Source organism: Nonlabens sp. YIK11 (genome assembly GCF_001413925.1).
In the GTDB taxonomy this organism is placed as follows: Bacteria; Bacteroidota; Bacteroidia; order Flavobacteriales; family Flavobacteriaceae; genus Nonlabens.
Map to the genome: position 1 here is coordinate 2,262,184 of NZ_LBMJ01000001.1, position 14,225 is coordinate 2,276,408.

General features: G+C 40.0%; 16 protein-coding genes. 5 read left to right on the top strand and 11 right to left on the bottom strand.

What is annotated here, in order from left to right:
• Positions 1–5 precede the first annotated feature (5 nt).
• Genes fabG through AAU57_RS10195 form a run of 10 tightly spaced genes read right to left on the bottom strand, consistent with a single transcriptional unit; the run spans position 6 to position 8,564 of the window.
• On the bottom strand, positions 6–752 hold the full coding sequence (gene fabG / locus AAU57_RS10150; RefSeq protein ID WP_055412806.1) for a 3-oxoacyl-[acyl-carrier-protein] reductase: 747 nt from the start codon (positions 750–752) through the stop codon (positions 6–8).
• Positions 753–1,295 carry a hypothetical protein gene (locus AAU57_RS10155; RefSeq protein ID WP_055412807.1) on the bottom strand — a complete coding sequence of 181 codons (543 nt, stop codon included), beginning with the start codon at positions 1,293–1,295 and terminating at the stop codon, positions 753–755.
• Between the two features lie 39 nt (positions 1,296–1,334).
• Positions 1,335–2,210 (bottom strand): succinate--CoA ligase subunit alpha, encoded by an 876-nt coding sequence (gene sucD / locus AAU57_RS10160; protein WP_055412808.1) that lies wholly within the window; start codon positions 2,208–2,210, stop codon positions 1,335–1,337.
• Between the two features lie 34 nt (positions 2,211–2,244).
• The gene (locus AAU57_RS10165; RefSeq protein WP_055412809.1) at positions 2,245–2,616 is read right to left on the bottom strand and encodes a nuclear transport factor 2 family protein; all 372 of its coding nucleotides are present in this window, start codon (positions 2,614–2,616) and stop codon (positions 2,245–2,247) included.
• A gap of 1 nt (position 2,617) precedes the next feature.
• A complete protein-coding gene (locus AAU57_RS10170) occupies positions 2,618–3,547 on the bottom strand; it encodes a UDP-3-O-(3-hydroxymyristoyl)glucosamine N-acyltransferase (protein WP_055412810.1) in 930 nt (309 codons plus the stop codon).
• A complete protein-coding gene (efp, locus tag AAU57_RS10175) occupies positions 3,548–4,114 on the bottom strand; it encodes an elongation factor P (RefSeq protein WP_055412811.1) in 567 nt (188 codons plus the stop codon).
• Positions 4,115–4,117: 3 nt separating this feature from the next.
• Complete coding sequence (gene lpxA, locus AAU57_RS10180) at positions 4,118–4,903, bottom strand: acyl-ACP--UDP-N-acetylglucosamine O-acyltransferase (RefSeq protein ID WP_055412812.1); 786 nt, start codon at positions 4,901–4,903, stop codon at positions 4,118–4,120.
• Positions 4,903–6,303, bottom strand: a complete 1,401-nt coding sequence (locus AAU57_RS10185) for a bifunctional UDP-3-O-[3-hydroxymyristoyl] N-acetylglucosamine deacetylase/3-hydroxyacyl-ACP dehydratase (RefSeq protein ID WP_055412813.1) — start codon at positions 6,301–6,303, stop codon at positions 4,903–4,905. The genes lpxA and AAU57_RS10185 overlap by 1 nt, the downstream gene beginning before the upstream one ends.
• Complete coding sequence (gene lpxD, locus AAU57_RS10190) at positions 6,304–7,323, bottom strand: UDP-3-O-(3-hydroxymyristoyl)glucosamine N-acyltransferase (RefSeq protein WP_055412814.1); 1,020 nt, start codon at positions 7,321–7,323, stop codon at positions 6,304–6,306.
• Positions 7,324–7,346: 23 nt separating this feature from the next.
• Positions 7,347–8,564, bottom strand: coding sequence for an HD domain-containing protein (locus AAU57_RS10195; RefSeq protein ID WP_055413737.1), 1,218 nt, complete (start codon positions 8,562–8,564; stop codon positions 7,347–7,349).
• Positions 8,565–8,595: 31 nt separating this feature from the next.
• On the opposite strand from AAU57_RS10195, the gene AAU57_RS10200 reads away from it, so the two are divergent.
• The 5 genes from AAU57_RS10200 to AAU57_RS10220 all read left to right on the top strand — a co-directional run bounded on the left by AAU57_RS10200 (position 8,596) and on the right by AAU57_RS10220 (position 12,947).
• Positions 8,596–10,146: a bifunctional response regulator/alkaline phosphatase family protein gene (locus tag AAU57_RS10200; protein ID WP_055412815.1), complete on the top strand. Its 1,551-nt coding sequence runs from the start codon at positions 8,596–8,598 to the stop codon at positions 10,144–10,146.
• Complete coding sequence (gene tsaE / locus AAU57_RS10205) at positions 10,147–10,557, top strand: tRNA (adenosine(37)-N6)-threonylcarbamoyltransferase complex ATPase subunit type 1 TsaE (protein WP_055412816.1); 411 nt, start codon at positions 10,147–10,149, stop codon at positions 10,555–10,557.
• Positions 10,558–10,735: 178 nt separating this feature from the next.
• Entirely contained in the window at positions 10,736–10,882 is a 147-nt protein-coding gene (locus AAU57_RS15050) for a hypothetical protein (RefSeq protein WP_156340110.1), read from the top strand.
• A 475-nt stretch (positions 10,883–11,357) separates the two neighbouring features.
• A complete protein-coding gene (locus AAU57_RS10215; protein WP_055412818.1) occupies positions 11,358–12,557 on the top strand; it encodes an alanine dehydrogenase in 1,200 nt (399 codons plus the stop codon).
• A gap of 9 nt (positions 12,558–12,566) precedes the next feature.
• Complete coding sequence (locus AAU57_RS10220) at positions 12,567–12,947, top strand: DUF4258 domain-containing protein (protein WP_055412819.1); 381 nt, start codon at positions 12,567–12,569, stop codon at positions 12,945–12,947.
• Here the strand turns inward: AAU57_RS10220 and AAU57_RS10225 are convergent.
• The gene (locus AAU57_RS10225; protein WP_055412820.1) at positions 12,944–14,113 is read right to left on the bottom strand and encodes a proline dehydrogenase family protein; all 1,170 of its coding nucleotides are present in this window, start codon (positions 14,111–14,113) and stop codon (positions 12,944–12,946) included. The two genes, AAU57_RS10220 and AAU57_RS10225, sit on opposite strands and share 4 nt — an antisense overlap.
• Between the last annotated feature and the right edge of the window lie 112 nt (positions 14,114–14,225).

Below are 14,225 nucleotides of genomic sequence, written 5' to 3' on the forward strand. Positions count from 1 at the left end.
ATTTGTTATGTCAACATGCCGCCATCCACGTGCAAGGTTTGTCCCGTCACGTAAGCGCTAAGCTCACTAGCTAGAAACACACAGGCATTTGCTACATCTTCTGGCGTTCCACCACGTTTAAGCGGTATGGCTTCTCTCCAGCTTTTGACTGTATCTTCATTAAGTGCGCCAGTCATTTCGGTTACTATAAATCCAGGTGCAATAGCATTACATCTGATGTTCCTAGAACCTAATTCAAGAGCCACTGACTTTGTGAAACCTATGATACCAGCTTTACTCGCTGCATAATTGGTTTGACCAGCATTACCCTTAACACCTACTACACTACTCATGTTGATGATGCTACCGTGACGTTGTTTAAGCATGGTGCGCTGCACCGCTTTAGTCATATTAAAAACGGACTTCAAGTTGACCTCGATCACGTTATCAAAATCTTCCTCACTAATGCGCATCAATAGATTGTCTTTAGTGATTCCAGCGTTATTGATCAACACATCGATGGAGTCAAAATCTTTAGCTACTTGATCAATCAGGTCTTGAGATTCTTTAAAGTCTGCAGCATTGCTTTTGTAAGCCTTTGCCTTGACGCCCAATCCCTGAAGTTCTTTTTCCAATTCTAACGCTGGAGCTTCTGAGCTGCTGTAGGTAAAGGCGACGTTTGCGCCATGGTTAGCAAAAACCCTAGCGATACCACTACCTATTCCACGGCTTGCACCAGTTATAATGACATTTTTACCTTCTAGTAATTTCATCTAGTCTGTTACTATTTTAGTTCTGTATTCTTCTTTCAATAATCCTTCTCTCTCATACCATTCCTTAAGCCCCATATATTTTGTTCTGGAACCTTTGATGGCAAAATTGTCAATTTTGTCTTGTTTGGTTCTCAAAACAAAGGCCGCCGCGATGATTTTCTTGCGAATCTTATCAAATTGCGTAGGCTCAATATTTTTGATGGCAATAGCATGACTCGTCATATCGTCATAAGACAATGGTGTGCGAGTTGCTTTAAGTCGAGAAAGTATAAATTTCCCCCAAATGGATTTACGTCCTGGCTTTTTCTTGTACTTACGTTTAGGTTTGTCTGCAGTTTCTTCTCGCCTACCACGATCATTTTGTGGTGACACATCTTCTGCTGAAGACTTAGGCTGAGATTCAACAACTCCTGTATCCACACCAGACAATTCTTCCAGGATGGATTTTAACTCTGCAAGTTTTTCCAAAGTTTGTGAATACTCTTGCTGATAATGCAGTTTCATCTTGACCGCAATTTCCTCACTAATTTTATAGTTAGACATAAAGGGGAATTTTAATGGTTGGCTACATGAAGCGAAGGATTACTTAGAAAGTACCTCTGCTACTTTTTTGCCTATTTCTGCTGGAGAATCTACTACGTGAATACCACATTCTCTCATAATTTTCTTTTTAGCTTGAGCAGTATCTTCAGAACCACCAACGATCGCACCGGCATGACCCATGGTTCTACCAGCAGGCGCCGTTTCTCCAGCGATAAAACCAATAACTGGTTTTTTGTTGCCGTTTTCTTTGATCCATTTTGCAGCATCTGCTTCCAGTTGACCACCTATCTCTCCTATCATAACGATAGCTTCAGTTTCTGGGTCGTTCATGAACAGCTCGACAGCTTCTTTGGTAGTCGTACCTATGATTGGGTCACCACCTATTCCTATTGCAGTAGAGATTCCGTATCCTTGTTTTACGACTTGGTCAGAAGCTTCATATGTTAGGGTTCCAGATTTAGAAACGATACCAACTTTACCTTTTTTGAAAACAAAACCTGGCATGATACCAACCTTTGCTTCACCTGGAGTGATCACACCTGGACAGTTAGGACCTACCAGACGGCAATCTTTATTTTTAATATAGTCAGCCGCTTTTACCATGTCTGCCACTGGAATACCTTCAGTAATAGCGATGATTACTTTGATACCGGCATCAGCAGCTTCCATGATCGCATCTGCAGCAAATGCTGGCGGTACAAAAATGATGGTCACATCTGCACCTGCTTTTTCCACAGCTTCTTGTACGGTATTGAAAACAGGCTTGTCTAAATGTGTTTGTCCACCTTTTCCAGGCGTTACACCACCTACGACGTTAGTTCCATACTCGATCATTTGACCTGCGTGGAATGTTCCTTCACTACCCGTGAATCCTTGAACAATTATTTTAGAATCCTTGTTTACTAAAACGCTCATTTATATGTTTTTTGAGTTGAGTATTATTATTTAATTAAATAGCTGGGTGACTGGTTTGATGGCAAGTTTTCAACTTTCCATCTTCAATCTTCCAGATGCTTATAAAATATCCTATGGGAACTTCTTCACCTGGATTTTCAATAGTTCTTGTGTATAATGTGTATCGTACGGCAACTTCATCCTTCTCACTTAAAATATGGCTCACATCATATCTCAAACTTTCATAAGATAATGATGCAGACTCAATTAATTCCCAATAACTAGTGAAATCATAGACATTGTAGCCTGTACTGGAATGCCAGTACACCTGTAGGTCACTGTGAATGTATTGCTCGTAAACTTCCTTTTGTTTGAAGGCGTCTGATTCAAAGAAAGAGGTTACTAACTTTTTTGCCGCTGCTGACATCTTATTTGTTATTTTTCATAAAGTTAGGCAGCATACGTACAGCAGCCAACTCTTTAAACTTTTCTTTGGAATTTCCTGCTGGACTACCAAAAACACTACTTCCCGAAGGAACATCCTTGGAAATACCGCTTTGGGCAAAAACCTCTGCTCCTTTACCTATCGTTACATCGCTGCGCACACCGGCCTGACCCCATAGTTTAGCATCATCTTCAATAACCACGCAACCCGATATACCCACCTGACTGGCGATCAAGACGTGTTTACCTAAAACAGTATCGTGACCTATTTGAACTTGATTGTCGATTTTTGAACCATAACCTATCGTCGTATCACCGCTTACACCACGATCAATAGTACAAAGTGCCCCAATTTCCACATTGTCCTCAATGACCACACGACCGTTGCTTAATAGCTTGTCGTATCCATCTGGTCGTCTCTTATAGTAAAACGCATCAGTACCTATGACGGTTCCAGAATGGATGATCACATTATCACCAATTATACAGTCGTTATTGATGGAAACATTGCTGTGAATGACACAGTTATCGCCTATTTCAACGCCATTTGCAATGAAGGCGTTAGGTTGCACGATACTGTTTTTACCAATTTTGTAGGCTGGTTGGTTCGCTTTCGCGAAAGCGATAAACGGTCTAAACTTCTTAGTAAGCACATTGAAATCCCGAAATGGGTCATCTGATATAAGCAGCGCCTTGCCTTCTGGACAGTCTACTTTTTTATTGATCAAGATGATGGTAGCGGCACTGTTAAGGGCTTTATCGTAATATTTCGGATGGTCCACAAAAACAATGTCGCCTGGAGTCACCACATGAATTTCATTCATGCCGGTCACAGGAAAATCTGGAGCACCCACAAAATCGCATCCCAAAATGGATGCTATTTCGCTTAATGTGTATGTAGTTGAGAACTTCAATTATTGCTTCATGCGCTCTTGGTAAGAGCCTTTCTCTGTATCAATACGGATGATGTCACCTTCATTGATAAACAAAGGAACGTTTACCGTTGCACCAGTCTCTACAGTAGCTGGTTTTGTAGCATTTGTCGCCGTGTTACCCTTAAGCCCAGGCTCTGTAGCCGTTACTTCAAGCACTACGTATTGTGGCATGTCTACGGATAGTGGCGAGTTATCCTCTGTATTGATCTGGATCGTCACATTCTCACCTTCTTTCAAAAGTTCTGGTGTATCCAGAGAGCTCTCCAACAATCTGATTTGTGAATAATCGTCTGTATTCATGAAATGATAGAATTCACCATCATTGTAGAGATATTGAAATTTTTGGGACTCGACTCTAATATCTTCAATTTTGTGACCTGCCGAAAAAGTATTGTCCAGCACTTTCCCTGACGTCACGCTTTTAAGCTTTGTTCTCACGAATGCCGGTCCTTTACCTGGCTTCACGTGAAGAAACTCTATAATTTTATAAATATCGTTGTTGTACCTAATGCACAATCCTTTTCTAATGTCGCTTGTTGATGCCATATGTTAGTTACTACCGACGTATCCTCTCATGATACCTCGTTTTGAGTTCTTAATAAATTCTAATATTTCGTCACGTTCTGTGGTTGCACTCATTTCTGCCTCGATGATCTCCACAGCTTGAGTTACGTTGTAATTTTTTTGATACAGTATTCTGAAAATATCTTGTATCTCACGAATTTTTTCCAATTCAAATCCACGGCGGCGCAAACCTACACTATTGATCCCAACGTAGCTCAAAGGTTCACGTCCAGCTTTTACAAATGGAGGAACATCCTTACGAACCAAGGATCCACCAGTTACAAATGCATGACTACCTACTTGACAAAATTGCTGTACAGCAGCCATTCCCGCAAGTACCACATAATCGCCTACCGTAATATGTCCAGCGAGCGTGCTGTTGTTTGAAAAAATGCAATTGTCACCAACGATACAATCGTGCGCAATATGGCAATAGGCCATGATCCAGCAGTTTTTACCGATGATGGTTTTCATCCTATCAGAAGTGCCTCTATTAATGGTGACGCATTCCCGTATGGTAGTCCCATCACCTATGATGGTCTGTGTATCCTCATCGTCAAACTTCTTGTCTTGAGGTATGGCAGAGATAACTGCTCCAGGGAAAATACTAACGTTCTTTCCTATACGAGCACCTTCCATAATGGTCACATTGGAACCTATCCACGAACCTTCTCCAATGATAACATCATTGTGAATGGTAGTGAAAGGTTCTATCACGACATTTTTGGCGATTTTAGCTCCTGGATGTACGTATGCTAAGGGTTGGTTCATTATTTGACTTTAGAGATTTGGGCCATGAGTTCAGCCTCTGCACATAATACTCCATTTGCATAAGCATAGGCTTGCATGTGAGCGATTCCTCTACGAATAGGACTTATGAGCTCTGCTTTAAAAATAAGTGTATCACCAGGAGAAACCTTTCGTTTGAATTTCACATTATCCATTTTCATGAAGAACGTGAGGTAGTTCTCGGGATCTGGTACGGTACTCAAGACTAAAATACCACCATTTTGTGCCATAGCCTCAACAATGAGAACACCTGGCATTACTGGTTGTCCTGGAAAATGACCTACAAAAAACGGTTCGTTCATAGTGACGTTTTTCAGGCCTATAACTTCAGTATCGGTTAGCTTGAAAATTTTATCAACTAAAAGGAATGGAGGTCTGTGCGGTAAAACTTCCATGATTTTTACCGTATCCATCAATGGTTCCTGATGAATATCAACTTGAGGCACGTTATCCCTAATTTCTTTTTTGATGAGCTTGGAAAGTTTTTTAGCGAACTGTGTATTTATAAAATGACCAGGTTTCGTAGCTATGACCTTACCTCGTATTCTATAACCTACCAATGCCAAGTCGCCTATAACGTCCAACAACTTATGTCTAGCGGCCTCGTTAGGATGATGTAATGTCAAGTTATCCAAGATCCCATTAGGCTTTACCGATATATTATCCTTGTTGAATGCCTTCTTGAGGTTGTCCATGGTTTTTTGAGACAGTTCCTTATCCACATAGACGATCGCATTATTGAGGTCACCACCTTGGATCAGGCCGTGCTCCAATAGCATTTCAATCTCATGTAAGAAACTGAAGGTTCTCGAACTCGCAATATCATCTTTAAAATTGGAGATCTTTTGTAAGGTGGCATTTTGGGTTCCCAAAACTTTAGTTCCAAAATCGACCATAGTGGTGATTTGATAAGAATCGGCTGGCATGAGAAGAATCTCGCTACCTGTTTCTTCATCTTTATATGAGATCACCTCTTTAACCACAAACTCTTTACGCATCACGTCAAGCTCTACTTTTCCAGCCTTTTCTAACGCTTCCACGAAAAACTTTGAAGAACCATCCATAATAGGTGGCTCGCTGCTATCAATTTCTATTAAGCAATTGTCAATTTCCAATCCAACAAGAGCTGCGAGTACATGCTCGCACGTATTGATCTGCACTCCGTTTTTATCCAGCGTTGTCCCTCTTTTTGTATCGGTAACATAATTAGCGAGAGCCTCAATGATTGGTTGTCCTTCTAAATCAATTCTTTGAAAGGCATAACCATGATCTGCTGGTGCAGGTTTAAAATTAAGTTTTACGGATTTTCCCGTATGCAGGCCTACGCCACTAAGCGATACCTCTTTTTCAATGGTAGTTTGCTTAAATTCTGTTGCCGTCATTTATGCGTGATTTTTCTCTAACTGTGTAATTCTCTTTTCTAGTTTTGGGAGATTTTTGAAATTGACATAAGATCTATTCCAGTCTCCATATTCAAATGCAGGTGATCCTTGAATGTTGGAACCTGATTTAATGTTTTTACCTATTCCTGATTGGGCTTGGATACCTACATTATCACCTATAGTAAGGTGACCGGCAATTCCTACCTGTCCACCTATTCTACAATTCTTACCTATTTTACTGCTACCCGCGATTCCCGTTTGCGATGCAATAACGGTGTTCTCACCAATCTCTACGTTATGCGCCACCTGAATCTGGTTATCCAACTTCACACCTTTCCTTATAACCGTACTACCTAAGGTAGCTCTATCTATCGTTGTTAAAGCACCAATATCAACGTTGTCTTCTATAATGACATTGCCTATCTGAGGAACTTTGGAATAACTTCCATCCTCATTGGGTGAAAATCCAAAGCCGTCTGCACCTATAACACAACCAGAGTTGATTATCACTTGATTCCCTATAACAGACTCAGACATAATTTTTGCACCAGAGTAAATGACGCAATTGTCACCTATGCTTACATTTTCTGAGATGTGCACGTTAGAAAATATCTTTACGTTTTTACCAATTTTCACATTCTCGGCTATGTAGCTAAATGCGCCCAAGTAAAAACCATCAAGATGACTGACGCTACCATGAATAAAGCTGGGCTGCTCAATACCATTTTTGTTGAGTTTTGCAGCTTGGTAAAATTCCAATAATTTAGAAAAAGCTTTGTAGGAATCCTTAACCCTAATAAGAGTTGATGAAACTTCATTTTCTGCTTGAAAATCTTGATTTACTATCACCGCAGAAGCCTTAGTAGAGTATAAATACGAGTTATACTTAGGATTTGACAAAAAGCTTAAGCTACCCGCAGATCCTTCTTCTATTTTTGACAATTTGTGAACCTCAATATTTGGGTCACCATCTACGGTTCCCTCGAGGATATCAGCAATTTGTTGCGCTTTGAATTTCATTCTAGCAAAAATACTAATTTAAATCAATCTTGAATCTTTGGATAGCAATAGTAATATTTGGTCACCACTTTGGTCAAGGCTTCAAAACTCTGCTCGTTAGTAGCGTCTGTCAATTCCTCCAACTTTCCTTTTTTGTTGAGGATTAGAATAGGGTTCGCTTTCGCGTAAGCGGAAACACTAATGGTCCCGTTAAATATAAAATAGCCAGCCTCTTCACTAGTGAGATTGTAGGATTTTTTGAGCTTCTCGATTTTACTTTTCAATTTGTTGGTGGATACGGGCTTATCGACAATCTTGATTTTCAACAACTGCCTATTAATGATCATTTTGCACAACTCGCTAAGAACGAAATCTGCAGAATTCATGTTCATTTTGAGTAACTGGATGACGTCGCTGTCATCAATCATGGCAAAAGCTTCCAGTAAATCTTTGGGAGCAGTGATTTCGTTTTTCAAAAAATAACGAAGGGTTTGTGGTGTTTCGACAACAATATCTCGCTGCATGAGTTCTGCAATGCGCTTGAAGACACTTTGAAGTAGGTGTTCTGCGCCTATGCCTGTCTTGTGCAAGTAGACTTGCCAGTACATCAATCTACGATTGGATAAAAAACTCTCTACACTGTACAGTGCTTTTTCCTCCACCACTAGTCTATCGTCCTTGACATTGAGCATGGCAATAAGCCGCTGGCTATTGATATTACCTTCTGCAACACCTGTATAAAAGCTATCCCTTCTCAAATAATCTAGCCGGTCCATATCCAGCTGACTCGATACCAATTCCAACATGAATGGCCTGTCGTACTCACCTTTGAATATTTGGATAGCAGTGGTTAAACTTCCGTTAAACTGACGGTTGAGATCCTCCATAAAAAGCAACGATAACTCCTCATGATGTCGTCCAGGTACAATCAAATTCTCCAACGCATGGGAAAAAGGACCATGACCTAAATCGTGCAATAATATGGCTTTATATAATGCATCTTCTTCTACTTCACTGATGCTAACCGACTTTGATCTAAGCACTTGAACCGCTTTTTGCATAAGGTGCATACAACCTATTGCATGGTGAAATCTAGTATGGTTGGCTCCAGGATAGACCAGATAACTTAGACCCATCTGGGTAATGCGACGCAGCCTTTGAAAGTAAGGATGCTCAATTAACTCAAATATCTCGTTGTTGGGGACGGAAATAAATCCATAGATAGGATCGTTTAATATTTTAAGTTTGTTCTGCTGTTTCAATAGATGCAAGCGTTTCAACAAATATACAGATATGACGACGATCAAAATACTATGGGTAGATGACGAGGTAGATCTTTTAAAACCTCACATCATATTTCTTAAAAACAAAGGATATGAAGTGGATACAAGAGTATCTGGAACTGAGGCACTGGAAGCTATTGAAGAAGAACTATATGACATTGTCCTTCTAGACGAGAATATGCCAGGATTGACCGGTCTTGAAACCTTGCACGAGATCAAAGAAAAACAAGCCAATCTTCCCGTGATCATGATCACTAAAAGCGAAGAAGAATACATTATGGAAGAGGCCATAGGTTCCAAGATTGCTGATTACCTTATTAAACCCGTGAACCCAAACCAGATCCTATTATCTCTAAAAAAGAATTTGGACCACTCTAGATTGGTCAATGCAAAGACCACGTCAGATTACCAGCGTGAATTTCGCAAGATCGCTATGGATTTGTCGATGATCAATAGCTATGAAGAGTGGACGCAAATGTATCAGCGATTGCTTTTTTGGGAACTCGAACTCGAGAATGTAGACGATTCTGGAATGTTTGAGATCCTAACCGCTCAAAAGACAGAAGCCAATCAACAGTTTTGCAAATTTGTTGACAAAAATTACAAGCAATGGTTTGAAGATGAAGAGGATGCGCCGGTATTAAGCCATCAACTCTTCAAAAAACGAGTTGTTCCTTTGTTGAAGGAAAAAGAACCAGTTCTGTTTGTTGTCGTAGATAATATGAGGTATGATCAATTCAAGATGTTTGAGAATATCATCAACAATAATTACAAAAAAGTCCAGGAAGAAACCTACTGCTCCATCTTACCTACGGCGACGCAATACGCTCGCAACGCCATATTTTCGGGCTTAATGCCAGCAGACATGGAAAAGAGACATCCCAACTATTGGCTTAATGATACTGACGATGGTGGGAAGAATATGCATGAAAAGGATTTTCTTGAAGCACAACTCAAGCGATTGGGTCTTAACATTAAGCATCAATACCATAAGATTACTAATGAACAAAATGGGCGCAAACTAGCCGAAAGCTTCAAAACTCAAAAAGATAACGACCTAACGGTCATTGTATATAATTTTGTCGACATGCTTTCCCACTCAAAAACAGAGATGGAAGTAATTAAGGATCTTGCCAGTACCGATAAGTCCTATCGATCACTTACTGTGAGCTGGTTCAAAAATTCACCGTTGCTGGAAATGATCCAACGTGGTGCAGAATTGGGAATGAAACTCGTGCTAACCACAGATCACGGTACCATAAATGTCACGACGCCCAGCAAAGTCATAGGCGATAAAAACACAAGTCTCAATTTAAGGTATAAAACTGGTCGTAGTTTATCTTATGAGGATAAGGATGTAATAGCAGCAACAGACCCATCAACCATCGGTCTCCCTAAAATCAATATGAGCAGTAGCTTCATATTTGCAAAGGGCGACCTATTCTTTGCCTATCCCAACAATTACAACCATTATGTGAGTTATTATAGGAACACGTATCAACATGGTGGAGTTTCCCTAGAAGAAATGTTGATACCCTTCGCCGTCTTCAATCCTCGATAAATGGAATACCAACTTAAAGATATAGATAAGGCTGCCGCTCATATTATCGCTTCCGCGAAAAGTGATAACCTCCTATTTGAAGCTCCCATGGGATCTGGTAAGACCACACTAATTACAGCGATCTGTAAACAACTAGGCGTGACCGAAGCCATTTCTTCTCCTACCTATAATATAGTCAATGAGTACAGTGGGACAGACAAAGACATCTATCACTTTGACCTGTACAGAATCAATACTATCGACGAACTACATGATATAGGTGTCGAGGAATATTTTGATTCAGCTTCTTTGAGACTGATCGAATGGCCATCTTTAATTGTTCCAATTATTTCTGATTATCAGTATGTTAAAATTAGAATAATTAACAGTACATCGAGAATTTTAAATATCAGCGATGTAGTTCGTCGATGAAGTTTATTACCATTTATTAATGTTTTAACTTAAATAATTAACAACAAACGTTCTCTAAGCGACATATCTATCATTTCGGCGATTATACGTTCATAGCAATAAAAAAAGGAGGTTTCAATGCTAGTTTTATATCACTTATTTACTTAAACCCTTTTTTTAATTACTTAAACCAAATATCATGAACAACAAATCACTCAAAGCAATCGCCCTAGTTTCACTTTTTGCTGTATCTTTAGCTGCAACTGCAGCGACATCTTTCGCTCCTGAAACGACAAATGCAAAGAAAATCGACAAAGCGTGGATCATTATACCTTCTCGTGGGTAGTTTTGTAGCGGTCATTCTGGCCACTACACCATACTTTTTTTATTCATATGAAGTTGTCCCAACCGGTCCGGATTGGGACAATTTTTTATTTACATACCATTCTGGTTATTATCTACGAGCTCAAGTAAGTATTTGGACTATCATGGCGAAATTCATACCTTTTTACCTGATGGTGATTTGGTTTTTGACTTGTAAACATTGGTGGTACCACTGTATTTTAATACCTATGGCGATGTATGGCTTTCAACTATATAGTTCTATCAATGATGATCTAAAATTTATGGATGAAAGCGAAGAACTTGGATTTATAGTTCCAGTTGTCATTGCCTCACTATCATTAACTTACCTCGCAAGAACTAAAGTTTTCGACAAAGTTCACGGCATCGACATTTCAGAAATTGAAAACTACGTCAAGAAACCTAGCGATAGATTTTTCAAGTAATTATTCTAACTTGCTGACTGCATAAACCTTGTTATGAGTCACATTCTCAATCCATTTACTAAAGATCAATTGATTCCTCAAGAGGAACGTCTAGAGATTCAACGCACTAAAAAGGAGCTTTTTATTGGGATTCCCAAAGAAGACCAACAGGTTGAAAAACGAATCTGCCTCACACCAGACGCGGTTGCCGCACTCACCGCACATGGACATCGCATCATCATAGAAAAAGGAGCTGGTTTAGGAAGCAGCTTTACTGATAACGAATATCTAAATTCTGGTGCAGAGCTTACTTCAGACACTAAAAAAGTCTTCTCCTGCCCTACTATTCTAAAGGTGGCACCACCATCAATGGAGGAGATCAAAATGATCAAGCCTCAAACCGTTTTGATCAGCGCTCTTCAACTTAAGACAAGAAACAAAGAGTATTTTGAAAAACTTGCAGCCAAAAAAATAACCGCACTAGCGTTTGAATTTATTCAGGATGATGATGGTCACTATATAGCCACTGCGGCCTTAAGCGAAATTTCAGGTGTAGCTTCTGTTCTTATCGCGTCAGAGTTATTAAGCAGCGGCCCTAATCGTACCGGGCAATTGTTCGGTAATATAACGGGTGTACCACCAGTAGATGTGGTAATTATGGGTGCAGGAACCGTAGGCGAGTTTGCGATTAGAACTGCCTTGGGTCTCGGCGCCAATGTAAAGGTGTTTGACAACTCTATTTCTAACTTAAGAAAAGTCAAAGACAACGTTAGCCAATCCATTTTTACAAGCACTCTTCAACCCAAATACCTCTCCAAAGCTTTGCGACGTTGTGATGTGGTCATAGCAGCACTGTCAGGGAAAAACCGCGCACCTGTGGTGGTATCCCAAACCATGGTAGAGAACATGAAAATTGGCTCGGTCATTATTGATGTAAGTATTGACATGGGCGGTTGTTTTGAAACGAGCGAGCTCACAACGCATGAAAATCCTACTTTCGTAAAGTACGGCGTGACGCATTATTGCGTCCCCAACTTGCCATCACGCTATTCTAAAACAGCATCCATCTCGTTGAGCAATATTTTTACTCCTTATATCTTAAACATCGCAGATGATGGCGGTATTGAACATTCCATAAGAATGGATAAAGGACTTAAAAATGGTATTTACATGTATCACGGTATTAATACCAACAAATCAGTTGGCGAGTGGTATAACTTACCTTGTAGCGATGTAAATTTGCTCATCTTTTAAGCAAACTTCATGAATTTTATCAAACGTCTAGGTTTTTACATGGGCGGTTTTGCCATAGGCCTCGTATTTCTTGTATTCTTTTTAAGCGGTAAACGTGCGCAGTGCAACTGGTTTCCAGAAGATCGGGTCATTGCAGATATTAATAAAAAGAATTCAGTCAGATTCTCACCAGAATTTAGAGAACTGCTGGCCAATAAAGAGATTGACACCACCAGCGTCATTATGATCCTCAAATATGGCGATGTGGATTTTTCAAAATCCAATACTGACACCATTCCATGTAATCGATATTACATCAATGGCCGCCAAGAGTTGGCCAAAACTGCCTTGATCGTCACCAATTGCGATCGTTACGTTCGCGTTGAGAATCTAGTGATAGAAAAGGATTAGATACCGCGTCGTTTGATCTCTTTATTGATCAAATTCAATTCACGTCCTACCTGACCAGCCACCGAAGTATTTTCTTGGGCACGTCTTATCAAGTAAGGCATCACATCATTGATGGGTCCAAATGGCAATATCTTAAATACATTATGATCTGCTTCAGCTAGATTGAATGTGAGATTGTCACTCATACCGTACAATTGACCAAACCAAACATCACCACTTCTAGGGTCCACTCCTTTTTCTTTCATGAACTCCATAGCCGCAAGCGTGCTCTCTTCATTATGAGTTCCCAGACATAATTTGATGGTATCTAAATGATCAAGAATAAAGTTCATCACATCGTTGAACATTTGATCAGTAGCGGCTTTGTCCTTACAGATAGGTGATGGATAATTGAGCTCTTCTGCTCGCTCTCGTTCCTTTTCCATGTAGGCACCACGCACGATCTTTGCTCCAGCGATAAAATTATTCGCCTTGGCATTTTGATAAAGGTTTTCAATGTATTGCAAACGGTCCCAACGGTAACATTGTACCGTATTATAGATATATGCTTTCTCCTTATTATAACTCTGCATCATATCTCTAACCAAAGCATCTGCGGCATCTTGCATCCAACTTTCCTCACCATCAAATAAGAGCATCACTTCGCTATCTACGGCCGTTTTGCAAAGTAGATCGACCCTATTCACGATTCGTTCCCACTCCAACTGTTCTGGCGCGGTAAGTTCCTTACCTTCTGACACCTTTTGCCAGATGTAAAATCTTCCAAGTCCTGTAGGTTTGACCACTTCAAATGGTAATGCCTCATTAACAGCCGCTGCGTGAATCAAGGTAAGCTTCTTACCTACAACGCTATCAAAGTCGGCTTCATTTTCTTTTCCTTCGACCGAATAATCCAGAATGGAACTTACGCCTTTGGTGTACATATTCTCAACAATAGGCATACACTCATCTTCAGTAGTACCGCCACAAAATTGGTCAAATATGGTATTTCTAATCAGTCCTTTGATGGGCAAACCCAGTTTCAAGCCGGTCATGGTCAGTTTTGACCCTAGATTGACCAGCCACTGCTGTCCCATCATGGAAAATATAAATCGCGACTTTTTCAAATCAGCATTGGACTTGAGTGCAAAAGCCGTCTTAGTATCCTCAAAAAATTGCTTATTCATGCCGCAAATATAAATGGGAAATACAGCTCGTTTATCATAGAGTTGGTACTTTTGAAGCTATTTAAGTTCTCATTAAGACTTGTAGTTCAATGGTCGTGGATTGTGACGCTTT

What these genes read in the sequence shown, in the direction of transcription:
- fabG (WP_055412806.1), bottom strand. Translation starts at nt 752, where the DNA reads ATGAAATTACTAGAAGGTAAAAATGTCATTATAACTGGTGCAAGCCGT.
- AAU57_RS10155 (WP_055412807.1), bottom strand. Translation starts at nt 1,295, where the DNA reads ATGTCTAACTATAAAATTAGTGAGGAAATTGCGGTCAAGATGAAACTG.
- sucD (WP_055412808.1), bottom strand. Translation starts at nt 2,210, where the DNA reads ATGAGCGTTTTAGTAAACAAGGATTCTAAAATAATTGTTCAAGGATTC.
- AAU57_RS10165 (WP_055412809.1), bottom strand. Translation starts at nt 2,616, where the DNA reads ATGTCAGCAGCGGCAAAAAAGTTAGTAACCTCTTTCTTTGAATCAGAC.
- efp (WP_055412811.1), bottom strand. Translation starts at nt 4,114, where the DNA reads ATGGCATCAACAAGCGACATTAGAAAAGGATTGTGCATTAGGTACAAC.
- lpxA (WP_055412812.1), bottom strand. Translation starts at nt 4,903, where the DNA reads ATGAACCAACCCTTAGCATACGTACATCCAGGAGCTAAAATCGCCAAA.
- AAU57_RS10185 (WP_055412813.1), bottom strand. Translation starts at nt 6,303, where the DNA reads ATGACGGCAACAGAATTTAAGCAAACTACCATTGAAAAAGAGGTATCG.
- lpxD (WP_055412814.1), bottom strand. Translation starts at nt 7,323, where the DNA reads ATGAAATTCAAAGCGCAACAAATTGCTGATATCCTCGAGGGAACCGTA.
- AAU57_RS10200 (WP_055412815.1), top strand. Translation starts at nt 8,596, where the DNA reads ATGACGACGATCAAAATACTATGGGTAGATGACGAGGTAGATCTTTTA.
- tsaE (WP_055412816.1), top strand. Translation starts at nt 10,147, where the DNA reads ATGGAATACCAACTTAAAGATATAGATAAGGCTGCCGCTCATATTATC.
- AAU57_RS15050 (WP_156340110.1), top strand. Translation starts at nt 10,736, where the DNA reads ATGAACAACAAATCACTCAAAGCAATCGCCCTAGTTTCACTTTTTGCT.
- AAU57_RS10215 (WP_055412818.1), top strand. Translation starts at nt 11,358, where the DNA reads ATGAGTCACATTCTCAATCCATTTACTAAAGATCAATTGATTCCTCAA.
- AAU57_RS10220 (WP_055412819.1), top strand. Translation starts at nt 12,567, where the DNA reads ATGAATTTTATCAAACGTCTAGGTTTTTACATGGGCGGTTTTGCCATA.
- AAU57_RS10225 (WP_055412820.1), bottom strand. Translation starts at nt 14,113, where the DNA reads ATGAATAAGCAATTTTTTGAGGATACTAAGACGGCTTTTGCACTCAAG.